This is a genomic window from Methanofollis tationis (assembly GCF_013377755.1).
In the GTDB taxonomy this organism is placed as follows: Archaea; Halobacteriota; Methanomicrobia; order Methanomicrobiales; family Methanofollaceae; genus Methanofollis; species Methanofollis tationis.
Genome location: NZ_JABXWR010000001.1, coordinates 26,670 through 49,903 on the forward strand (window position 1 = coordinate 26,670; position 23,234 = coordinate 49,903).

17 protein-coding genes and 1 pseudogene are annotated in these 23,234 nt (G+C 58.8%); 8 read left to right on the forward strand and 10 right to left on the reverse strand.

The genetic code is table 11. From position 1 onward, the window contains the following. Window positions 1–18: 18 nt before the first annotated feature. Both uvsE and HWN36_RS00115 read right to left on the reverse strand, forming a co-directional pair. Window positions 19–912, reverse strand: a complete 894-nt coding sequence (gene uvsE, locus HWN36_RS00110; protein WP_176787314.1) for a UV DNA damage repair endonuclease UvsE — start codon at window positions 910–912, stop codon at window positions 19–21. 11 nt (window positions 913–923) lie between these two features. Continuing rightward, entirely contained in the window at window positions 924–1,811 is an 888-nt protein-coding gene (locus tag HWN36_RS00115; RefSeq protein WP_218133160.1) for an apurinic/apyrimidinic endonuclease family protein, read from the reverse strand. Window positions 1,812–2,033: 222 nt separating this feature from the next. On the opposite strand from HWN36_RS00115, the gene lysS reads away from it, so the two are divergent. The 3 genes from lysS to arcC all read left to right on the forward strand — a co-directional run bounded on the left by lysS (window position 2,034) and on the right by arcC (window position 6,952). Beyond that, window positions 2,034–3,539 (forward strand): lysine--tRNA ligase, encoded by a 1,506-nt coding sequence (gene lysS / locus HWN36_RS00120; protein ID WP_176787316.1) that lies wholly within the window; start codon window positions 2,034–2,036, stop codon window positions 3,537–3,539. A 147-nt stretch (window positions 3,540–3,686) separates the two neighbouring features. Next, the gene (locus tag HWN36_RS00125; protein ID WP_176789526.1) at window positions 3,687–6,032 is read left to right on the forward strand and encodes an Orn/Lys/Arg family decarboxylase; all 2,346 of its coding nucleotides are present in this window, start codon (window positions 3,687–3,689) and stop codon (window positions 6,030–6,032) included. Next, on the forward strand, window positions 6,029–6,952 hold the full coding sequence (arcC, locus tag HWN36_RS00130) for a carbamate kinase (protein ID WP_176787317.1): 924 nt from the start codon (window positions 6,029–6,031) through the stop codon (window positions 6,950–6,952). The genes HWN36_RS00125 and arcC overlap by 4 nt, the downstream gene beginning before the upstream one ends. On the opposite strand, the gene HWN36_RS00135 is transcribed toward arcC, so the two are convergent. Then, window positions 6,942–8,189 (reverse strand): arginine deiminase family protein, encoded by a 1,248-nt coding sequence (locus HWN36_RS00135; RefSeq protein ID WP_176787318.1) that lies wholly within the window; start codon window positions 8,187–8,189, stop codon window positions 6,942–6,944. The genes arcC and HWN36_RS00135 overlap by 11 nt on opposite strands. A 108-nt stretch (window positions 8,190–8,297) precedes the next feature. On the opposite strand from HWN36_RS00135, the gene cas1 reads away from it, so the two are divergent. Beyond that, the gene (cas1, locus tag HWN36_RS00140; RefSeq protein WP_176787319.1) at window positions 8,298–9,233 is read left to right on the forward strand and encodes a CRISPR-associated endonuclease Cas1; all 936 of its coding nucleotides are present in this window, start codon (window positions 8,298–8,300) and stop codon (window positions 9,231–9,233) included. Here cas1 and HWN36_RS00145 read toward each other — a convergent pair. The 5 genes from HWN36_RS00145 to HWN36_RS00165 all read right to left on the reverse strand — a co-directional run bounded on the left by HWN36_RS00145 (window position 9,227) and on the right by HWN36_RS00165 (window position 15,944). Beyond that, window positions 9,227–9,505 carry an acylphosphatase gene (locus tag HWN36_RS00145; protein ID WP_176787320.1) on the reverse strand — a complete coding sequence of 93 codons (279 nt, stop codon included), beginning with the start codon at window positions 9,503–9,505 and terminating at the stop codon, window positions 9,227–9,229. The genes cas1 and HWN36_RS00145 overlap by 7 nt on opposite strands. Further along, window positions 9,502–12,918 (reverse strand): hypothetical protein, encoded by a 3,417-nt coding sequence (locus HWN36_RS00150; protein WP_176787321.1) that lies wholly within the window; start codon window positions 12,916–12,918, stop codon window positions 9,502–9,504. Before HWN36_RS00150 ends, HWN36_RS00145 begins: the two co-directional genes overlap by 4 nt. A gap of 358 nt (window positions 12,919–13,276) precedes the next feature. Next, window positions 13,277–14,653 carry a phosphoglucosamine mutase gene (gene glmM, locus HWN36_RS00155; protein ID WP_176787322.1) on the reverse strand — a complete coding sequence of 459 codons (1,377 nt, stop codon included), beginning with the start codon at window positions 14,651–14,653 and terminating at the stop codon, window positions 13,277–13,279. An 8-nt stretch (window positions 14,654–14,661) separates the two neighbouring features. Then, window positions 14,662–15,417, reverse strand: a complete 756-nt coding sequence (mobB, locus tag HWN36_RS00160) for a molybdopterin-guanine dinucleotide biosynthesis protein B (protein WP_176787323.1) — start codon at window positions 15,415–15,417, stop codon at window positions 14,662–14,664. After that, window positions 15,414–15,944, reverse strand: a complete 531-nt coding sequence (locus HWN36_RS00165) for a DUF5806 family protein (RefSeq protein ID WP_176787324.1) — start codon at window positions 15,942–15,944, stop codon at window positions 15,414–15,416. Before HWN36_RS00165 ends, mobB begins: the two co-directional genes overlap by 4 nt. 292 nt (window positions 15,945–16,236) lie before the next feature. Between HWN36_RS00165 and HWN36_RS00170 the strand changes: the two are divergent. From HWN36_RS00170 to HWN36_RS00180, 3 genes and pseudogenes are all read left to right on the forward strand, one after another. Then, window positions 16,237–16,566, forward strand: a pseudogene (locus HWN36_RS00170) (transposase); the annotation flags it as partial. Window positions 16,567–16,642: 76 nt separating this feature from the next. Beyond that, window positions 16,643–17,770: an IS256 family transposase gene (locus tag HWN36_RS00175; protein WP_176787304.1), complete on the forward strand. Its 1,128-nt coding sequence runs from the start codon at window positions 16,643–16,645 to the stop codon at window positions 17,768–17,770. Between the two features lie 163 nt (window positions 17,771–17,933). Continuing rightward, the gene (locus HWN36_RS00180) at window positions 17,934–18,479 is read left to right on the forward strand and encodes a hypothetical protein (RefSeq protein WP_176787326.1); all 546 of its coding nucleotides are present in this window, start codon (window positions 17,934–17,936) and stop codon (window positions 18,477–18,479) included. A 736-nt stretch (window positions 18,480–19,215) separates the two neighbouring features. Here HWN36_RS00180 and istB read toward each other — a convergent pair. After that, window positions 19,216–19,989: an IS21-like element helper ATPase IstB gene (gene istB, locus HWN36_RS00185; RefSeq protein WP_176787327.1), complete on the reverse strand. Its 774-nt coding sequence runs from the start codon at window positions 19,987–19,989 to the stop codon at window positions 19,216–19,218. Beyond that, window positions 19,986–21,230 (reverse strand): IS21 family transposase, encoded by a 1,245-nt coding sequence (gene istA, locus HWN36_RS00190; RefSeq protein ID WP_176787328.1) that lies wholly within the window; start codon window positions 21,228–21,230, stop codon window positions 19,986–19,988. Before istA ends, istB begins: the two co-directional genes overlap by 4 nt. A gap of 1,072 nt (window positions 21,231–22,302) precedes the next feature. Between istA and xerA the strand changes: the two genes are divergently transcribed. Beyond that, window positions 22,303–23,220, forward strand: a complete 918-nt coding sequence (gene xerA, locus HWN36_RS00195; RefSeq protein WP_176789527.1) for a site-specific tyrosine recombinase/integron integrase — start codon at window positions 22,303–22,305, stop codon at window positions 23,218–23,220. The last annotated feature ends 14 nt before the right edge of the window (window positions 23,221–23,234 follow it).

A 23,234-nucleotide genomic window follows, 5' to 3' on the forward strand; every position in this document is an offset into this window, starting at 1 on the left:
CTGGCATGGCGCGCCCGCTCACGCCGTCAGGCGCGGATCGGCGGCGGCCTCTGCCCGGGCCAGGAGGGCGCTCTTCTCCTTGTCCTTGATCTCGAGCATGATGTCGATGTCGCGGGGCCGTGAGGCCGCAAGGAACGCCCTGAAATGCGCCAGATCGATGGCATGGGTATGAGCCCCTTTTCGTGCACCCGGCTTCTGCGACGAGTAGTCGACCATCGGTATGCCGTCGGATCGCCCCCATGTCCGTGCGCAGATCGCCAGCGCCTCAGGCATCTCCTCTCCCGAAGAGTTGCACTCGTGGTGAAAGGTATCGAAGAGCACCGGGATGCCGCAGGCCTGGTTCAGAGCGCAACATTCGGCCGCGGTATAAAGGCGATCGTCGTTTTCGACGACGAGACGTCGCCTGATCGCAACGGGCAGATCGCGGTAGCGATCGAGAAAACGCTCCATCGCCGATGCTTTATCTCCATAGACCCCACCGGCGTGGATCTGGATCTTTGCCGTGGTGTCCAGGCCCATGGCGTCAAGGACGGCGGCATGGTACGCCAGTTCGGCGATGCTCCGCGCCGTCACGCCCCCGTCGGGCGAGTTGATCAGGGTGAACTGGTCCGGGTGCATCGAGATGCGCATCCGGCTCTCCCGGATCAGATCGCCGATCTCGGTAAAACTCCCGGAAAACTCCACCTCCCAGTCGATCTCGTTCACCGGGTGGGAGGCGAAGGGAATCAGGTCAGAGGTGATCCTGAAGAAGAGGAGGCCGTGGTCGATGTTGAACTGGAGGGTGCTGGAGAGGCAGGCGAGGTTCTCCCTGACGGTCGAGCGAAACCGCTCAGGGCTCCACGAGCGCAGCCTGAAGGTCCGGGCCGAGGTGCACCCGAGCCCGATGTTCACGCAGGGATAGCCGATCCGCATCTGTTCCTCCTTCAAGCCCCTCTTTTTCTCAGTTCTTTCCCCGGAATGAGCCGCGGGTCGTCGAAGGCGGCGATCATCGCGATCAGGGCGCTCTGTTCCCGGTCCTGAAAGTCGATGACAATATCGGGATCAGCGGGCATGGATGCCGCGAGCACCTCTGCAAATAGGTCTGCGTCGATGGTGTGGGCCGGTCGTCCGTCCGCCTCTGGCGTGGCGAACACGAGGATCGGCGCCCCGTCTCCCTCGTGCCAGGTCGCCGCGCACCGCCGTATCGCTTCGGCGGAGCTGAAAGGCGAAGGGGCGCTGTCGCGGTGAAGATGGTCGTACACGACCGGGACGCCGCACTCTTCTGCGACGGCGCAGCAGTCGGCGACCGACAGGGTGTCGTCGTTTCTGATCGCGATCCTCCGCCTGATCCCGTCGGGCAGCCTGTTCAGCCACTTGAAAGTCCTATCCTGAGCCGATTCCCTGCCCGGGCCGCCTCCTGCCCACGCAATGACCTTTGCATCGGTCCCGAGTTCCATAGCGTCCAGGATCGTTGCAGCGTGTGCTGCCTCCCTCTCTCCTTTCCCTTCAGGAACGGCAAAACCGTACGAAGGTTGGACAGCGATCCTCATCCCTGCGTCCCTGATAAAGGCCCCGACGGCAGCGAAATCGGCAGCAAACTCTTCTGCCCAGATGAGCGTGTTTGCCGGGTGGGTGGCATAGGGGATGAGCCCCGGACCGATGACAAAAAAATACAGCCCTGCCTTCCTGTTGAACTCCAGAATTCTGGCAATACAGGAAAGGTTCTCGGCAATCGTCAGGATCAGGTGATCCCTGGAAAATACCCTGAGGTCAAAGGTACGGCTCGGCGAGCATCCGATGGATCGGTTTGCGCAGGGATAACCGATTTTCATGTGAGCGGTCATGTCATTTCAGCGGGCTGCCTTATAAATGGTTTCTTTTGCTTCATGACCGTCGGCATCGCCTCTCTGCCATTCTATTAGATCCCTCTCTTCCCGGCCCTCCGCCATGCTCCGGGGTGATACCCTTAATACCCCTGAGAAAAAATATAAAGCACCATTTCACCCGTCTGGACCACATCGGGTGGATACCCCCGCATCCTGGATGGAAATACCATGAGTGATAGCAGCCAGATCACCTTTGACGAGGTAAAACTCACCAAATACCGCGAACTCACCGGCGACGGCAGACCGATCTACCCGGCCCACTATGAGCGAAAGCACACCCTTGCCGAGATCAGGGAGCGATACGCAGAGATCGGTCACGACCCCTCAGAAGAGGAGGTCTGCACCGCCGGACGGATCTACATCATCCGCCACCACGGCAAAACGGTCTTTATCGATATCGGCGACGCCTCGGCCCGGATCCAGCTCTATATCAGGAAAAACGACGTCGGCGATGAGGCCTTTGAGTTCCTCAAGAAATATCTCGACGCCGGCGACATCATCGGGGTGACCGGACGCGTCTTCAGGACGAAGATGGGCGAGATCACCATCTGGGCGAGCGCCTACACGCTGCTTGCCAAGTCGGTCTGTGCCATGCCCGAGAAGTTCCACGGCCTGAAGAACACCGAAGCGCGCTACCGCCAGCGCTACCTCGACCTGATCATGAACGAAGAGACGAGAGAAACCTTCCGTCTCAGGAGCCGGACGATCGCCGAACTGCGGAACTTCCTGAACAGCCGCGGCTTTATGGAGTTCGAGACCCCCACCCTCCAGCCGGTCTACGGCGGGGCGAATGCCCGTCCCTTCATCACCTACCACAACGCCCTCGAACAGCAACTGTTCCTGCGCATCGCCCCTGAACTCTACTTAAAGCGTCTCGTCGTCGGCGGCTTCGAGAAGGTCTACGAGTTCTCGAAGAACTTCAGGAACGAGGATATCGACACAAAGCACAACCCCGAGTTCTCGATGGTGGAGATCTACGCCGCCTATCACGACTACAGGGACATGATGGACCTCACCGAGGAGATCATCACCGACCTCGTCGTCCACGCCCGCGGCACCACCACCGTCACCTTCGATGAAACCGAGATCTCCTTCGCCCGTCCGTGGCGCAGGCTTACGATGGAGGACGCCGTGAAGGAGTACGGCGGCATCGACGTCTATGCCACCCCGCTCGACGACCTTGCCAGGATCGCCGAGCAGGAGAAAATCGACAAGCGCGAGACCGCACAGACCCACGGCGACTACCTCCCGCTCTTCTTCGATCACTACTGCGAGGAGAAACTGGTCCAGCCCACCTTCATCTACGACTTCCCGGTCGAGAACTCGCCGCTCGCAAAACGCCACCGGACAAAACCCGGCTTTACCGAACGTTTCGAGCTCTTCGTCTACGGCATGGAGCTGGCAAACGGCTTCTCCGAGCTCAACGACCCCATCGACCAGAAGGAACGGTTCGAGGAGCAGGACAAAAAGCGCCGTCTCGGCGACCTTGAGGCGCAGATGATCGACTACGACTTCATCAACGCCCTCGGCTACGGCATGCCCCCAACCGGCGGTGTCGGGATCGGCATGGACCGTCTGATCATGATGATCACCGGGAACGATTCCATTAAAGAAGTGATCCTCTTCCCGTCGATGCGGACCGTCGCCCGCAGCGATGAGAAGGCAGAAGAATAACCTTTTTTTCCGGCGCAGTCCCTGGCCGCAAGGCATAAGAACTCCCCCGCCCCCTCAGCGATATAACCGCACGCAATCGGGTGTCCGGTGCGCCCTGCCCGGGCGAAAGACCTGTACAGGACCCAAAGAGGCGGGGATGTGATCAGAATGGAATGGTACAGCAACCTCGATCTCTCCATCCTCATCGTCGACTCAGAGCTCCATGCCGAGACCGCGGGCGGGATCGCCCTCCGCCAGGTCATCGAGATCCTCGGCGACCTCGACTTCAGGGTCATCGAGGCGCTGACGGTGGAGGACGCCCTCTCCATCTACCGGTCGGTCTACCCGGACATCGCCTGCGTGCTCCTGGACTGGGACCTCCAGCCCGAATCGGCCGCTTCGGCCGGGCCCGTGGAGATGATCAGGACGATCAGGAAACGCAACAGGGACCTTCCGATATTCCTGTTCACCAGCAAACTCGCCGTCAACGAGATCCCGCTCGAGGTGATCAGGTCGATAGACGGCTATTTCTGGAAACTGGACAACACGCCGCGTTTCATCGCCGGCCGCATCGAGGACGTCACCGGCGACTACCTGGACAAACTCCTCCCGGCATTCTTCGGGGAACTGGTCCGCTACACGCAGGAGTACAAATACGCCTGGCACACGCCCGGCCACACCGGCGGCGTCGCCTTCCTGAAGTCGCCGGTGGGAAAACTCTTTTTCAGGTTCTACGGGGAGAACACCCTCAGGTCAGACCTCTCGGTCTCGGTCCCCGAACTGGGATCGCTCCTCGAACACACCGGCGTGGTCGGCGCCGCCGAATCCGAGGCCGCCCGGATCTTCGGGGCCGACCGGACCTACTTTCTCACGAACGGCACCTCGACCTCGAACAAGGTCGTCTTCTCCGGGTGCGTGGGGCCCGGCGATATCGTCCTTGTCGATCGCAACTGCCACAAGTCGGTGATGTATGCGATCATCATGACCGGGGCGGTCCCGGTCTACCTGATCCCGACCAGGAACACCTACGGGATCATCGGCCCGATCCATGCGGCCGAGTTCGATCCCGCCGTAATACAGAAGAAATGCGCCGACCATCCCCTCATTGCCGATGCGGGCCGGACGCCCCGCCTTGCCGTGGTCACGAACTCCACCTATGATGGTCTCTGCTACGATGTGGAGGCGATCATCGAGAAACTCACCGGGACCGCCGGTGTCCTTCTCTTTGACGAGGCATGGTACGGCTACGCCCGGTTTCACCCGCTGTACCGCGGACGCTATGCGATGACCCCGGTGACGGCCGCACCTGATAGGCCGGCGATCTTTGCCACCCAGTCGACGCACAAGGTCCTCGCCGCCTTCTCGCAGGGCTCGATGATCCACCTCAGGGACTCGCACTGCCCCGAGGAAGCCAGGATCGATCCCGATGGGTTCAACGAGGCCTTTATGATGCACACCTCCACCTCGCCCCAGTACAGCATCATCGCCTCTCTCGACGTGGCGGCGAAGATGATGGAGGGTGAATCGGGCACCGTTCTCATCACCGATACTCTTGAGGAGGCCCTGATCTTCCGCCAGAAGATGGTCCAGCTGATGGCGCAGGTGCTCGAGGACGAAGAGGCCGGGAGCAGGCGCTGGTGGTTTCCTGTCTGGCAGCCCGGCGTGGGGCAGGGCCAGTATGCAGAGCATTTTCTCACCCTCAGGTCGAGGATACAGGAGGGGGACGCCGTCGAACTCGGCCGCCACCTCGATTACTGGACCTTAAAGCCCGGTGACGCCTGGCACGGTTTCGACGGGATCGAGGAGAACTACTGCCTTCTCGATCCCCTGAAGGTCACCGTCCTCACGCCCGGGATCGATCCCGGCGGCCTGGTGGAGGAGCGCGGCATCCCGGCCGCCATCGTCTCCAGGTTCCTTCAGGAACAGGGGATCGTCGTGGAGAAGACCGGGTTCTACTCGTTTTTCATCCTCTTCACCATGGGGATCTCGAAAGGAAAGTCGGGCACCCTGATCGCCCAGCTCTTCGAGTTCAAGGACCAGTACGACGCCAATACCCCGCTCGAACAGGTGTTCCCGGAGATCGTGAAGACCTACCCCCGGATCTACGGTGGAATGGGGCTTGCCGACCTCTGCGACGCCATGCACGCATACCTGAAGGGGCATGGTATTGCAGAGATCCAGAAGGACGTCTATGCCCGGATCCCGCGCCCCGCGATGACGCCTGCTGAGGCCTACAGGATGATGATCGCCGGAAAGGCGGAAAAAGTCCGGCTCCAGGACCTCGCCGGCCGGACCGCCGCGGTGATGGTCGTCCCGTACCCCCCGGGTATTCCGATCTGGATGCCCGGCGAGGTCCTTTCCGCCGATGACCGGGACATCATCGATTTCCTCCTGCTCTACGAGGACTTCGACGCTGCCTTCCCGGGTTTTGAGACCGAGATCCACGGCGTGATCAGGGACGCCGGCGACGACCGGAAGGTCTATTCAATTCTCTGTCTGAGAGAAGACCGATGAAGATCGTTGCGGCGCTCGGCGGGAACGCGATCGTCAGGTACCGGGAGAAAGGAACGGCCGAGGAACAGCTCGGCCACATCGACGCGGCGGTTGCTCCCCTCGCCAGAATGGCGGCGGCCGGTCATGCGGTCATGATCACGCACGGCAACGGTCCGCAGGTCGGCGACATCCTCCTCCAGAACGAGTGTGCCAGGGACGCCGTCCCCAGGATGCCGCTCGACATCTGCGGGGCCGAGAGCCAGGGGATGATCGGCTACATGATCCAGCAGTGCATGCAGAACCGTCTCGGGCCGGGGGCGCAGGTGGCGACGGTGCTCAGCCGTACGCTCGTCGATCCCGGCGACCCGGCATTTGCCACTCCTTCCAAGGCGATAGGGCCGTATTATTCCGGACCTGAGGCCCGGGCCCTTGCGGCGGCAGAGGGATGGGCGATGCGCGAGGAGGAGGGCCGCGGCTGGCGGCGGATCGTCCCGTCCCCCGACCCCCTGGAGGTCCTTGAGATCGAGACGATCAAAACACTCTTCCATGCGGGAACCGTCGTCGTCGCGGGCGGCGGCGGGGGCGTCCCGGTGGTCAGGCAGGGCGGCCTCCTGCGGGGGGTTGAGGCGGTCGTCGACAAGGATCTCTCCGCCGAACGCATCGCCGTCGGCATCGGCGCCGATCTCCTCCTGATGCTCACCGATGTCCCGGGCGTCTTCTCCAGCTTTGGAACACCGGCCCGGACCCTCCTCAACAGCCTGGACGCCGCCACGGCGCGCCGCCTCCTCGCAGAAGGCGAGTTCGGGGAGGGCTCAATGGCGCCGAAGGTGCTGGCGGCGATCCGTTTTGTCGGATCGGGCGGGAAAAAAGCGATCATCGCCCATCTCGACGACGCCGAGGCCGCCCTTGCCGGAGAGGCCGGGACGCTTTTCACCGCCTGAGCGGGCAGGTCATGCAGTGCGCCCCGCCGTAGCCGCCGGTCGCATTTTTAAGGCTGACCGGCGTCATCTCAAGCCCCTCGGCATATACTTCCCTCTTATACGGGAAAAATTCCGCTTCTGCCCTCAGGCGTCGGTAATCGGCCTCGGCCTGCGCGAGCAGGGCGGCGTACATGCCGGGCTGCACCGCCTCCTTTTCTTTGAGCCTCGCCAGCATCATGGGAGCGATCTGCCCGGTGTCCACGGCGACCGCCTCATGATCCCTGACGCAGAGAAAATTTGAGGCATAACAGAGCTGTTCGAGGGTCGTGACCGGTATAATCGAATACCCTTTCTCCCCCAGATACCCGGCGAGGGTGGTCTGCGCTCCGTCTTCTGGACGGTATCTCTCGCCCTCGCGGACGAAGACCTCGACCCGGGCGCGGTCGAGGAGGGCCGGGTTGCCCACGGCGACGCCGTCGCCTGCGATGTTGAAATAGGTGTCGAGGTGCATGCTCACCATATAGTCCCGGCCCCTGATCAGGGGATGAAGGGGTTCATGGACGACGGCGACCTCGTCGAACCCCATGCCCCCCATCAGTGCGGCAATGCCCCTCATATCGGTGCGGACACCACAGCCGACGAGGGCGAAATCTCCTGCAGGGATAACGTCCCCGCCCTCCATCTTTCCCTCCGACACCTGTGCGACCGGGTCGGCGCCGAGTGCAGAGAGGGCGAGGTGCGTCATCTCGACCTCCATCCGGCGCTCCCGCGTCGCCATCCGGCCGGTCACCATCCCCAGATCGGTGCAGACCTGCTGATCGCGCATGAAATAGAGGTTGTGCATCGTTTCTGTGAGGGCGGTGCCCCCGTTCCTGCCCTGCGCCCCGAGTATGGCGATCGAGAGGAGATGGGCACTGTCCCGCGCCGAAGGACGGGGATCGGCCTCCGGGTTCAGGCGTTCGGCCGAGGCTTCGAGCGCACTCCTGATCCCGGACATTTCTTCCGCCCCGTCGAGGATGCTTTTTTGGAGACGGTGGACCCTGACCCCGAAATCCTCGTGCAGCACCTCACAGAGCCGCCGGTGCTCCCGCTGCGCTGCCCCGAGATCAAAAAAACGCTCGTAAAGGTGGTTTTTTGGAGACAGGAGGGCGAAAAAAACCTCTAACCCGGGCTCATGAACGAGCACCTCCCGCAACCGGTGCCATTCAGCCTTTGCCCCTGCCTGCATATCCAGAAGGGTGTGTTCTTGTATCTTCAAACTAACCCGGACGCCCTCCGGCAGAAATATCGATCCTTTCATCTATGGGAAAATGCCAGATATGATAGATCAACCGCCGAAACCCGGCGCTGACAGTGTAGTTTAACCATGACCGAACATCTGCGTGAATGGGTGACGGTCGCCGGTTCTGGTGGGCACATCAGGGCGACCAGGAATACCCTCACGGTCCTGAAGGGAGCGGGTGAGGAGCGCTATGATATCGGCAGGGTCGGTCACCTCATCATCGTCGGCGGGCATACCATCCACACCTCCGCTGTCGTCGCCCTCGTCAGGGCCGGAGCAACCATATCATTTTTTGACGCCGACGGGTTCCCGGCCGGCCAGATCAATCCGCCCCACCCGCAGGACGCTGAAACGATCAGGGCCGCCCAGCAGAAGGTATCGGGTCACTCTGTCGCCCTGATCTTTGCTCAGGCCGGGATCGACGCGCGTATCCTTGCGATCGAGCGTTACGGCAACGCTCACGGGTGGGATCTCCTGTACGAAGGAGAACTCGAGCTCCTCCACCGGTCGCGCGAGGAACTGCCCTTTCTTATCAGGATGGAGGAGGTCCGCCGGCTTCACAAACTGGTCAGTGACATGTATTACGAGATCATGGCGCGCACCATCCCGGCAGAACTCGGGTTCAGGCGGCGGGGGAGGAGACCCCATATCGATCCGGTCAATGCCATGCTCTCGTTCGGCTACGCCGTTCTCTATGGTTCGGCAGACGTAGCGCTCTCGGCCGCAGGACTGGACCCGGATTCCGGCACCCTGCACGAGGGGGCCGGGGGCCTGATCTACGATATCATCGACGGGTTCAAACCATCAATGATCGATCAAACCGTCTTCTCCCTTGCGCGGGGTGGGATCTCTGCCTGCGACTACGATACCGGCGATCGGCGCTGCTACCTTTCTGAGAATCTTATACAAAACCTGCTCGGCGGCATCCGCCGCACCCTTGACGACGGTCCGATTAATACCGTGGTGCGCGACTATGCCTGCGCCCTCCTCTCAGGAACAGAATTTTCGCCGGTCTACTGATCGGCATCCCGGCAGATGCTGAACTCGGTGTACCTGGAGAGCGGAAGGTCCTCGACCTCCAGGTCCCGTATCACCACCCTTGGACAGGTATAGATCATCCCCAGGAACTTTTCCAGCACCGCATCATCTCCGGTGGCGTCGATCTCGACGGTGCCGTTCTGGAGGTTCCGCACCGCCCCCCCGATCCCCAGGGTCGTGGCGATCTTTCTGGTGCAGGCCCGAAAGCCGACGTGCTGGACCTTCCCGGTGACCCGCACCCTGATCGTCTTCATACTCTCCCTTCCTGCATCACCCGCATGACAACGTCAAGCTCGTTGAATACTTCGTCGCGCAGATCGTCCTGCCTGATATTTGTAGCGGCGTTCACCGCCATTCCGATGATGTCTCTGCTCTTTTTCTTTTCCCCGATGCTCTGGAGGGAGAGCGCCAGGTCGCAGAGGACATAGACCCTTCTGGAGAGGGGCCTGATGATGCTCGCCTCGTCGAGGCCGAGGAGGAGGATGTTGTCTGCCGCCCGTTCGCGTCCGGCATCCCTGAAATGCAGGAATAATTCAAAGCAGTAGCGCGCGCGCTGCGCCCGGTCGGAAACCCCTTCTATAAGATATTCGAGGGAGGAGATGTCAGGGTGGGCGGAGCCTGCGGCGAGCACCTCCTCTGCCGCTTCCATGAGGCGCCTGAACGCCGGATCCTCGACCTGTTCAACGGTGCTGATCCCGATCTCCCCGAAGGTCCTTATTCTGAGGATCTCGTCCTCAATGCTCCTGACGACCTCGATTCCCTTCTTTCTATAGGCCTCGTTCTTTTCTGTGGCGGCCAGCATCAGGTACATCTGGCAGATGCCCTTCTTCACCAGGGCAGAGACAACCGGGATATGTATGTCCGCCGTCAGGGCATCGGCCTCGACGAGAAGCCGCTCCGCGTCGCCCTTCTCGCCCGACCTCACCGCGATCGGGACAACCGAGAGGAGCATCGACGCCCGGTCGTAGGGGAGAGGAATGGCGTCGATACCGGCGTAGATGCTTTCCATGACATTTTTTGCCCTGTCGCCCTGGGCAACAAGGGTGAAGGCGGAGATGAGAGCGTTCACGTAATCGGTCGGATCGTCGATCGCCTCTATCAGTCCGGTGACCGCCGCAATGTTCTCCTCTCGCGGCTCGATGGCGTGGAGGCTTACCAGGGAGAAGACCAGATGTTTCCGCACGATCCCTCCCATCTCCGGGTCAACCGCCGGCAGAAGGGCCATCGCTTCCTGGAAACAGTCATATGCCTCCTCCGGGTCAACCTTCGCCATGAGCCCTGCGATGTCTGAGAGGATCAGGGCTTTTTCGTGGGCTACCGTCAGTTCTCCGACACCCTCATGGATCTCCCTGAGGACGCTCCAGCCCCGTTCGAGATCATGTACCCTGAGGTAGCCCTCGGCGAGCGTGCACATCCCTGAATATCTGGTATAGGGGTTTGCGATCTGGAGGAGGAGCGACTTCGTCAGGTCCATGACATCGGGCGAACCGCTGGCATGCTCGAGGCGCTGGAGCAGAAACGCCATCATCTCGTACGGATCGGTGGAGGCGAGATCGTCGATGTACGGCTCGAACTCGGCGGCGATCCGCGCCACCATGGCGTCCCGCTCGACCTGGCTCCTGATCTCCAGGACAAACATCACGAGGGGTATGGCGTAGTAGGGGTTTCTGGTGCTGGACAGATATTCTGTGATGATGTCAATGCCGCGGGCGATTCGTATGGAGTAGCGCCGTTCAGTCACGGTATCGCCGAGGATCTTGTTCGCCCGTCTGAACACCGCAATTCTGTTCTCCAGCAGGTTTCTGCTCTCTGCCGTGAGCGGTTCCTGCATCATCAGGCATCCTACTCTGATCAGCCCTTCAATGATCAGTTCGTTGAGCTGCTGCCGGAGGGAGGGGTCGTCGATATCGCCGGCCACTTCATAGGCGTTTTCCAGGGCGTGGGGCGCCATCCTGTTGATGCCGTACTTCACCATCCCTTTGACGATGTTTCCGGTGGTGTAGAGGCCGAATTCTTTTTCGAGCAGGGGATCGGTCCAGCCCCGCATGCGTTTCAGGAGCGTGAGATCGCCCTGGGAGACGGCAAGGTCGGCGGCGCGGTCGATGACGCTGCAGAGCGCCTCAGACCTGATCTTCTGCACCCTGATCTCACACGTGAGACCGACGGCCCTCTGGAGGTAGTCCCGGTTCTGGTGAGAGACGCCGAAATCCGACATGTTTGCAACGATCCGGGAGACGGCCGCACCGCTGATCTCGCGGTTGCTGATCTGGCGGGCGATCTCCACCAGGTAGGACGGGTCCAGCGAATCGATGAATTTTCGTTCGATCAGGAGATCGATCGCCAGGAGCAGTTGATCGTCGCGGTGGCGGTGGAGGCCGGCGAGGGCGACGATTGAGGAGATGTGGTGGATGATCTCACCGAAACTGGTGTTTCTGGCGATGTCTGTAATGCTCCGCTGGATCAGGCTTTCTTTCGTCTCGGTGTCCATCAGTGCGAAGACCCGGTCCCTGATCTGGTCGACCCGGTCCCTCAGCACCCCTGCACTGACGAGCATGACCGAGGTGTCCCAGAACTGCGTTCCGGTCTGGATGATCTCTGAGAACGAGGTGATCTTCCCGAAGATATCGACGGCGTGAGAAAATGCCCCGCGGTTGAGCATGGTCTGGACAAGCTGGAGGTAGACGGCAAATGCACGCGGCCCTGAAACCGCCTCTTCGATCAGAGGGACGATATCGAGGAGGAACTTTGCCTCGCCGGTCCGCTCGACCACTGCCGTACCGGCCCTGACGATCTCTTTGATCTGGACCTCGTCCTCGGGTCTGAGGCGGGTGTTGAACCTGAGCGCAGCCTCGAGAAAATAGGGATCACCGTTTCGTTCTGCAGCCTGGAGAAGTTCGCCGATGATCGCCTGCAGGGTGAAGGGATAGGTCTTCTCCACGCCTTCGAGCATGGCGATCGCCGCCCCCTTGTCGCTGGCCCGGCTGATCATCTCGCCGGTGAGGGCGGCTGCAACCTCTGAGAGTTGCGTCTCAGGCAGGTGTTCGAGCGTTTTTAAGACTGCAGGGATGTCTGAGACCTGCGTGCTCAGCGGAGACTTCCATACCTGTGCCACGATGACGTTGATCGACGCGATACGTCGGATCTTCTGTTTGATCTCTGCAGCGTTCTCCAGCGCAAGAATGATGGTGGGAAAATCCCGTTTTGCGACACCGATCCGTCCTATTGCCCTGGTGACCTCGCTCTGCAGCAGGGAGCGCTTTGAAATATCTCCAATCCCCTCGATAAGCCTGAGGGCCTCGGTGAGAAGGGATGTGTCCCTGATGGTGATGCTCCAGACGATATGGAGCGGGACGATGTCCATCAGTATGGCCGACCGGTATTTCCGGAAACTGATCTGGTGGAAGACCTCCATCCCGGCATCGATCAGTTCGGCCTCTGCCCGGTCCACGCCGGCCTCGATGATCTCTTTTGTCACTTCGGAGAGGATCATCGACTGTGAACTTTTCCGGTCGAGCGATCCGGAGAGGTCGTAGACCGCCTGGAGCCATGCCCGGTCTTTTGTATCGATAAAGATGCGCGAGGCGCGGCGTATGTGATCGTAGATCTCATCTTTTGGAAGGACTGCAGGCAGTTTTGTCAGTTCAGGATGGTTTTCCCGAAACGCCATCTCGATGACCGTTGAGTGGATTGCCTCCAGCAGTTCTTTCTTTTCCTTTCTCTTCGATATCTGAGAAATGTCGTTCAGAAGCAGCTCAATTTCGCTTTGCTCCCCCCGCGCCACCACTGTTTGTATTTTCTTTAAAATATCGGCTTCAGTTTCTGGCAAGGTTTTTCCTACCAGAATATAATATAGCAATAGTTAAAAAAGTTTCTCTATGGTGTCTCAGAATATTCTATAAGATAAAATGAATTGAAGGTATTTATATCAATTGAACGGGTTTGGTCAGGGCAATAGGGGAGAGGCCCCTGAAGAGGGCTTTAATATCCAAAAATAGAGATAAAAATAATTATTGGTTATTTTACTTCTAACGGGCGATATCCGGGGCCGATTCTTTGATCTCTGCCATGATGTCGGCAAAGAATGCGGTGCCGGTTTTTTCATCTTCCGCCTCGACGATGACACGCATCATCGGTTCGGTTCCCGAGGGGCGGACGAGTGCCCAGGCCCCCTGCCGGTTGATCCTGATGCCGTCCCGGCAGTCGATATCCTCTCCTGCATGCCGCCTCTTTAAGGAGGCGATGATATCTGCGGCATGTTCTGTCTTGATCTTCTCTTTGATGATGTGGTAGGCCGGCATGGCGTCCAGGAGAGCGGCGAGAGGTGCGCCCGCCGCATGGAGCAGCCCGACCATCATCGCGGCGGTCATGCCGCCGTCGCGGCAGAACTGGTGCTCCGGGTAGATGAGTCCCCCGTTTCCTTCTCCCCCAAAGACGACCGGCTTTCCGGAGGCGATGAGTTTGCGCATCTGCCTGGCGACATAGATGCTTCCGACCGGCGTGAACTCCACCGTGCACCCGTTTTCTTCTGCCACCGCCCCGGCGATCAGCGAGGTGGATACCGGGGTGACAACGAGCCCTTTTGTCTGTTTGCAGATGAAGCCTTCAACAAGGCCGAACTCCCTGTTTTCTTCGACATATCTGCCGAGGTTGTCGATGAACACTGCCCTGTCGGCGTCGCCGTCGTGGGCCACGCCGAAGGCGGCGCCGGTTTCCCTGACCATCTCGGCAAGGGGCGCAAGCCCTTCAGGGCTCGGTTCAGGGAGGCGGCCCGGGAACCGGCCGTCCATCTGACCGTTGATCGTGTGGACGGTGCAGCCCAGGCGCGCGAGGATCTGCGGGGTGGTCTGTGCCGCCGGGCCCGAACCGGGGTCGACCACGACGGTCATGCCCTGCCCGATGCCGGGAGGGAAATGGCCCACGATGGCATCGATGTAGGCTTCCCTCAGGTTCGGCTCGCTCTTCTTCCCGCCGACCTCGTCCCATGGCACGGTTTTAAACGATCCCGAGAAGAGGATCTCTTCGAGGTGCAGCGTCTCTTCGTCTCCCATCTCGGTGCCGTCGGGCTCGATGATCTTGACGCCGTTGTACTCGGGGGGGTTGTGCGAGGCGGTGATCATTGCCCCCGCGTCGAACCCGCCCATCACGATATACTGCAGTGCTGGCGTGGGCAGGATGCCGCAGTCCACGACGTCGCATCCGGTCGCCATCAGCCCTGCCGAGACGGCGCATGCAAGGGCCTCGCCCGAGGTCCGTGTATCTCTCCCGATGGCGATCCGCCCTTTGCGCATTGTCCCGAGCGCTTTGCCGATCCGCATCGCAAGGTCCGGCGTCATGTCCTGGCCGATGACGCCCCTGACGCCGTTTGTTCCGAACAATCTTTTTTGTACTCGTTCGTCGCCCATGGTCTTCCTCAGTGTTTATTGTGGGCTTCGCTCTTAAGCCGGTCGATTGCCCGGCTCATGGCCAGAAAGGCCTCCTGCCGGTGCTCTGCAAGGATTGCAAAGTAGGTGATATCCTCGCCGGCGTACAGTCGCCCTTTGCGGTGGTGGAAACGCGCGCCGATGACGCCGGGCGTCTCTGCGGCCTCGGCCTCGATCTCCCTGATCAGGGGATCGATCGAGGGGGAGAAGTCCATGTAATCGGTCCTCTCCTCGCCGGTGATCTCCCTGACGAGGCCGTTGAACGAGAGAATGCATCCTGCCCGCTCGGTCGGGCAGGAGCGCCGCAGTTCCCTGATGACGCCCTGCATCGTCTGGAACTCTTCGAACTCTTCGAGGTGTTCGATCACCTCTCCGGGCGTGGCCGGGTTTTTCAGGACGACCCCCTCTGTTTCGAGGTCGCCGATGACGACCCGCGGGAACGGAATCGTTTTGAACCCCTCGATGATGCAGTACCCGGTGCCGGCGTCGCAGAGTTCGGTCAGGACGGCGGTCAGTTCTGGCGCGCTGCTGATGGTCACCGCCTTTTCGTCGTCGATCCCGACCGATCGCCCGGCACCTGCCTCTGCGAACCTGGTGGTGTCCTTCCCCCCTTCGATCGCATATCTCTTATGGCCGAGGTGCTTGACGGCGGCGACGCTTCCCTTTGCTTTGAGTTCTCTGATCAGGTCCACGATGAACGTGGTCTTGCCGGTGTTGGACCGGCCAACGATCTGGATGATCTTCATTCTTTCTCACTTCCTGAATTTTTTATTCGCTCTTTGAGGATTTCAGCCGAAGAGCGCGAGACGTTCTTCATCACGGCGGCGACCCGATCTTCGAGGTCGATCTCCTCGTCGATCTCAAGGGCCGTCCCCTCGATCTCCATCAGGAACCGCGCAACTTCGCTCGACTCGAAGAGGATATCGTCGAGTTCTTCGGGCGTGAAAAAACCGCAGAGGGCGCCGTAGAAGAACGTCGCCCCTGCCATCTTCACCTTGTTCCGAAAGGCGTTGCGGGCCTGGTTCACTGCCTGCGGCGTGTAGGGCTCGGTCATGAACGGGACGAGCTCTGGCAGATGCGCCCCGATGAAGGTCATCTCGGCCCCGCTCGTGGTCTGGAAGTCGGCGCAGAGGCGGGCGATCGCCCACTCGCGCGCCGTGATGTAGGTGTGTTTGCGGAGAAACTGGTTGACGCGGTGGTAGGTCGAGCCCTCGACCTTCCTGAACTTCCGGTATTTGTTGATCTCGTCGGAGCGGTCTGCCGGCTGTCCCATTGTATGCTGACGCATTGGTTTTTGTGGGTATCAACATTACCGGTATGTTTCTGCCGGTCTCGCCCTCTTGCGATGGTAGGTGCGGCAGGGATCTCTCGTCCGGGGGTTCTGAAGGACTCCGGATCCGCTCACAGTTATATATAGCATCATACGGTTTATGGCTCTCTCCATCTCCTGGTTGATCTGATCCTGCCCGGGATTTTTTGGCTCTTCGATGTTCCATAAGGGGGAGAATTTCGAACAACCCCACCTCACCCAAAGTACTTTATAGTCCCGGATCGACCTTTTTCCCATGAGCACGTTTACCAATTTCGCGATCCACCACGAATATGCCAGCCTTGCAGCTCTGGGTGATCGGCTGGGTGAGGTCAGCGGTCTGATCGACTGGGATGCCTTCCGCCCTCTCCTTGCTGACCTCTACACCAACGCCGAGGGGCGAGGCGGCCGTCCGAACTATGACGTCGTTCTGATGATCCGGCTGCTGGTGCTTCAGCAGTGGTATGGCCTGTCTGACCCCGAACTGGAGCGTCAGGCGACCGACCGGATCTCGTTCCGTCACTTCCTGGGATATCCGGAAACCATTCCGGATCGGTCGACGGTCTGGCTGTTCCGGGAACGCTTGATAGTGTAACGAATCTTCTGTAAAAATAATTTGGCCCTGAATCCAACCTAGATTTGGACAAAGGAGAAACAGGGCCATGGATCCCTTAGCGTTAATCGAAGATTATCTTTCCGATAATGAGAATGGCATGAAGACCCTCATCACCTGGTTCCTCAACCAGGTGATGCTGCTCGAAGCCCTCCACCAGGCGGGAGCCGAGCAGTATGAACGAACCGATGCGCGGAAGGCTCACCGAAACGGCTACAAGAAGCGATCTCTGAAAACCCGATATGGAGAAACGATCCTCCAGAAACCGCAGTTCCGAGAATTTCCCTTCGAAACACAGGTATTTGGACGCTATTCCCGGGTTGAGAAGGCTCTTGAGAATGCTATCTTTGAATCCTACCTTCAGGGAGTCTCAACCCGCCGGATCCAGGAGATTGTTGCTCATTTTGGCATCGAACAACTCTCTCCTGCTTCAGTATCCAGGATAGCAAAGGACCTCGATGAACAGGTCCATGCATTCCTTCAGAGGCCGATTGAACAGGAGATTCCCTATCTCTTTGTGGATGCTTCGTACTACAAAGTCAGAGAGGGACCACGCTACATCACCAAAGCTCTTCTGGTGATCGCCGGTGTTCGAATGGATGGCTACCGGGAAATCCTGGGAGCTAGAATCACTGATTGTGAAAATGAGATGTTCTGGTCGGGATTGTTCGAAGACCTCAAAGAACGAGGATTGGTGGGTGTCAAGATGGTTGTCTCAGATGGTCATGCCGGGATCCAGAAGGCGGCGGAAGCCGCCTTCCTCGGCGCATCGTGGCAGATGTGCTCGGTCCATTGCACCCGGGCGGTTTTAAAGAATATTCCACGGAAACATCAGAAAGAAGTTGCTGAGTCCTTGAAGGAGGCATATGGGGACGAGGAAAGACTTCAGCAGCTTGCAGATGATCTGAACGAACGAGGATATCGGAAAGCGGCCAATACGATCGAGAGATTCATCCCGGGACTTATGAGTTACACGGCGTTCCCGAAAGAGCACGCAAAGCGGATCCGAACGACGAACATGATGGAAAGAGTCAACAAGGAACTGAAACGGAGAACCAAAGTTGTAGGGGCCTTTCCCAATGAAGAGTCACTCCTCAGGCTGGCAGGATCCATCCTGATGGACATCAATGAGGAGTGGGTGACCGGCAGAAGATATTTGACGATGGAGGGGGAATGATCAAACAAGGAGACAGGGCTCAGACGAATTACAGAAGATCTGAAACACTACCCGCCGGGATACCTCGAAGGTCGGATACATCGCGCAATGTCTCGATCGGATCGCTGAACTCGGTCTTCGCATCGAAGTTCTCTGCCTGGATCGGGAGTTCTACACCCGGAAGGTGCTCGGGTTTCTGATGGACGTCCAGGTGCCGTTCATCGTTCCTGTCAGGAAACACGGGAAAAGGATGAAACAAGTCCTCCAGGGAACCCACTCCCGGTATGCTGAATATCGGATGCACGGAAAACCGGTGCTGGTCCTGAAGATTGCGATTGCCGTGAAGTATGCAAAAGGAAAACGGGGTAAGCGCGGCGTTGAGAATCTGGGTTACGTCGTGGGAAACCTCCGGTGGAATCCCCATCGGGTCCATCAGACCTATCGGTCCAGGTTCTCGATTGAATCGTCCTATCGGATGCGCAACCAGGTGAAACCCCGTACGAGCACAAAAAACCCGGTCATCCGGTATCTCTACGCCATAATATCGTTCCTCCTCAAGAATATCTGGATCGATCTACTCTGGAAGCACTTTTCCCCCGTGAAACAGGGACCACAAACCATTGAGGTGCGCGGCTTCCGGTTCAGCTCCTTCATGTGCATAATCTGGGAGGCGATCCGCACATCGATGAGGGGTGCCAGAGCCATTCCTGTGTTAAGGAATCCTGTTTAGGAAAGGGAGCGAGAAACGCCGTTGAATGAAATGAGAGGGAGGAAGGAATTAGAGAAGTACTGGGGTCGGCCCCCGGCATGCCGTGTTCAGGTTCGCTCCGCATCAGGGCGTACCGGTCCGCCGCCTTCCTCGCACTGCCTGCCGGGGGTTTCACCCGAATTGGAGCGGATTGGCCCGGGAAGGCACCCACGAGATCCCGAAGTGAGTGGCCCTTCTCTCTCCTGATCGCAATAAGCAGGGGGTTTGGCGGGACAACTGGCCCCCGGCACCGGGTCGCCTGGGGGGTCAGATGAAGGTGTCGTGGCTATCCACACAAAGGAGCGAAGAGCCCTCTTCAGGGATTACCTGGTTCTTGCTCTTCTATCTTCCCGGCCCAATCGCGGGATGGATCTGGGGTGTGAATTCCGGTGCCGTGGGTTCGGGGGTGCAGGGTTCATGAAAAAAGCGACCATATGTCCGGTCGGGCGATGAAATCCGGGGCAGGTCATGGCGATCCTACTTTGCGGCAGCGTTCACTTTCTCTCCGCACGGCCCAGCCTTATATGTCCTCATTCAGATGTTCTTTCACGGGGCTTCAATCCGCCATTGGATCCCCTGTCTCCTGAACCTTCTTGAATGTGGGTGAGCAGAACATCTGGTGCCCTCCTTTACCTGGGCTGTTGTCAACGGCGGTGCAAAAGTGTACAGATCGGACGGAATAAAAGTGTACACCTCGATCGCATAATAGTATCGGAACTCATCCTGGCAGGGTGTGTGAAAGAAGCCCCTGCCTCCGTCGTTCCTTCAAGCGATAACTATCCCCTTTAATGTTCAGGGTGGTGCAGTGGTGAAGAATCCGGTCAAGAACCGCTGCGGCGATCACATGATCCCCGAAGATCTCGCCCCACTCCCCGTACGACTTATTCGAGGTGAATATCGTCGATGATTTCTCGTATCTTCGTGAAATAAGGCTGAAGAAACAGTGAGCTCCCTCGCTGTTGAACGGCAAATATCCCATTTCATCGATGATCAGAAGATTGAATTTCGCCAGTGCCTTGATCCTCTCTTCAAGTTTATTCTCCCGGTTCGCTTTCACCAACCGTTCAATGAGGCTGGACGCATTCGCATAATACACCCGAAATCCGTTCTTCACCGCCTCGTGGCCAAGGGCAAGAGCAAGATGGGTCTTCCCTACTCCCGGAGGTCCGAGAAACACCACGTTCTCTGCGTGATGGATAAACCGGAGTGAAGAGAGGTCCCGGATCACCGCGGGATCCAGCGATGGCTGAAAACTCATATCGAAGTCATCCAACCTCTTCTCCATCGGAAAACTTGCTAACCTCATCCTGAACTCAAGCGCACGCTCCTCCTTGCTCTTCACCTCCTGATCCAGCAGGTAGTCGAGGACTTCAAGGGTCGATCGTTCCTCCTTTGCAGCAACCTCAAGATAATTGTCGAGAAGTGCTTCAAAGGTCGTCAATTTCAACCTCTTCAGGTTATCATGAACCCGTTCATAGACCAGAGCGGTCATCGTCGCACCTCCTCGGAGAACTGGTCATAGACTGACAGTGGGCGCTGCTCCACCTGTGGAGCAACGATCGAAAACAGTGGTTTTGAGGTCTTCCTGCACCGTGCATTGCACTGCATGGCCTCAGCAAGAAGGCCGGAAAAGTGCTCCTTCTCCCGGATGACCCGGGCATGGCCGGGAACGATCGTATGCGAACATACCGCTTCGGTGCCGACGCGGACTGTCATCTGATTATCCTGCAGTTCCAGGACGGCCTCCCTCCCGGCATACCGATACGGGACCGAATACCGGTTGCCCCGGTACGACACGTAGGCCTCGCGCGAAATCTTCCGGTGTTCTTCTCTTCGGAGCGGGTAGGGGGGAACGCCAGTCATGGGTTTCAGGTTCTCCTGGTCCAGGCGGTCGAACGGGATCTCGTTCGTGGTCCCGTGGGGCGTGGCGTTGATCCGGTTGAGCCATTGCAGGAGTTGTCGGTTCATGTCGTCGAGGGACGTGAACGTACCTCCCAGCAGGAAATCGCGTTTCAGGTACCCGATGGAGTTCTCAACCTTTCCCTTGGTCTGGGGACAGTAGGGCCTGCAGAGCCGCGGGATAAAACCGTAGTGCGAGAAAAAGTCTTCGAACTTTGCGTTCCACTGGTGGTCGCTGGCACGAAGTGCCCGCTTGAGGATCACCGTCTTGATGTTGTCGTAGAGGATCTCTTCAGTGTAGCCGCCAAAGTAGTCGAAGGCATGGAGATGGCACTGAATGAGGGTGTAGACGTCGGTGGAGAGGGTGAATTCCATGAAGCGCATCCGGGAATACCCGAGGATCATGCTGAAGCAGGAGAGTTTGTGGGAGTGACCGTCTTCCTCGATGTGATTGCACTCTCCCCAGTCGACCTGGGCCTGGACACCGGGTTTGGTTTCATACCGGAGGACAGCCTGTAACGTTTCGCGGGGGCGGATCGTGCTGATATAGTCTTTGACGATGGTACATTTCCCATCAAATCCCATCTCCTGGATTTCACGATAGATCCGGGCTGCACTGAGGGGATACTCGGTGATGCGTTGATGGATATATGCCTTGAACGGGTCGAGTTTGCTCTGTCGGGGTCCACGGGATGCAGGTGCCGGCAGGGTTTGTGCGGCAAGATATTTTCGGACCGTGTTTCGGTGATAGCCGGTTGTGCGTGAGATCTGGCTGATGTTCAGCCCCTGGTGATGCAAGTCGCGTATCATAAAGAACTCCTCCGCAGTGAACATTGCCACAACCCTCAAGAACGTGAATGAGGGTTAGCAGGTGTACACTTTTAGACCGCCGAAAATGCACAAACTTACACCGCCGATGACACTGTCCGTCTCTGCCGGTTCCCTCTGAGCCGGCAGGTGGCCGCGCCCTTGCGGTCCGGGCTTCGTTTTTTCGGCTTTGTAGAAATCATCACTTTTGCGGATGTGAGCGTGATTCATTCGCTTTCCGCCATCTTCGTGCCGGGGGTTCTTATCTCCGGACCTCGCGCGCATGATTGCTCCTGACATGTGGAGAAAGGCCAGGCGGAGCATCTATCGATGAAAAATTATGGGTGGGCGCGCTGGCGTGTTTTACCGTTCCTGTCCCTATCGTATTTGCGGGGGGACCGGGGGCAGCAGGTCCCCCGGCAGGGGCCTGCTCGATCTTCAGGGACCCTCACGTTCTCGGTTCGAAGATGCGATAATTACCCGGGGTGGAGAGGACGCCGCGCCGGGGGTTGCACTCCCGGACCTCCGCGCAGGATAGGGGAGATACGGCCCCCCGCACGTCCTGTTCGCTCTTCCCGGGGCCCATCGCAATGAGGGTTGGTCCGCTGCCTCCCCTTGTCTCCTTCCCCTGGCAGCGATTGGTCGGTGGCATTTCCTCCCTGTGCGTTTCAGGAAATTTTCTGGAGTGAATCCCCCCGGGATCTTTTCCTCGTGCGGGGAGGGCACGATTCGGATCTCTGGTTTTGTGTGCTGCCCTCTGCCTGGCGGGCAGGCTCCGCCCCTTCATATATAAATGGCGTCCGTAGATGTGCCGGGGTGGATTTTTTTCCGGGATATGATGGAAACCATTGGGGGGTTTGCTCTGGCCGACCGATGTGCTGTTAAATCGCTTGATATGCAGTTCTTTTTTACGGGGCCTTCGCGCAGGTGTGTTGTTGTTCTGCTGGTGTCCGGGTGGCCGTGGTGGGGATGTCCCGAGGGTGTCCTCGAGATTTTTTGTCCTGCCGACTTCGTGTGTGGGCAGGGTGTCCAAACTATCTGTCGCCAAATGTATATTCTGCGACAAAGTTATATGCGTGGCCCGCTGATAAAATAAATGATGAAAAATGGTCATTTTTCAGAGTGCCTGGATCACTTCGAAATCTACCTCAAAATGCGAAATTACTCCCCCAGAACCATCAAAAGTTATGAAGAGACGGTCCGGCACTTTGCCCGCTATGTGTGGCTCTGCCGGCATGGCGATCCCGGTTCTTTTGACGAGGGCGCATTCGCGACGGCCGGCCTCGACTCCCCGGCTGAGGTCCCCACCGCGATGGTGAACAACTATCTCTCCTGGCTTGCCGAACGGCGCTCCTATAAGCCCAGGACCCTGCACCGCATGATCTCCTCCCTCTCGTCGTTCTATTCGTACCTCTATGCGCAGGGGGCGATCTCTGCCGATCCGATGCCGGCCGTGGAGCGGCCGCGGGTCAAGAACCAGGAACTGAAATATCTCAAGCACAGTCAGGTGGTCCGCCTTCTAAAGTCCATAGATGACGATCTTGACCGTTTGATTGTCAGGCTGATCTATGCGACCGGCGTCCGCGTCTCTGAACTCTGCAGCATCGATATCGGGGACATCGATTTTGAAGAGCACACCATCAGGGTGAAGGGCAAGGGTGACAAAATCCGGACGGTCTTTGTCGACGAGGAGACGCTCGCCGAGATCGAGGGGCATATCGGGAACAAAATTATGGGTCCGCTCTTTGTCGGCCAGCAGGGCAAGAACCTCTCTGCGCGGACCGTGCAGCGGATCTTTCAGCGGTATGCGCCGCCCGGCATCACGCCGCATAAGATCCGTCATTCCTATGCCTCTGAGCTCTACCGGCGCTCGAAGAACCTCAGGGTCGTCCAGGAAAACCTCGGCCACTCTTCGATCAAGACGACCGAGGTCTACCTGCACACCGACCTCGACGAGCGGCAGGCGGTGTACCGGCAGTACTTCCCGCTCTCACAGGGGGGCGGGAAGGGGCGATAAACCGTATGGTGCTA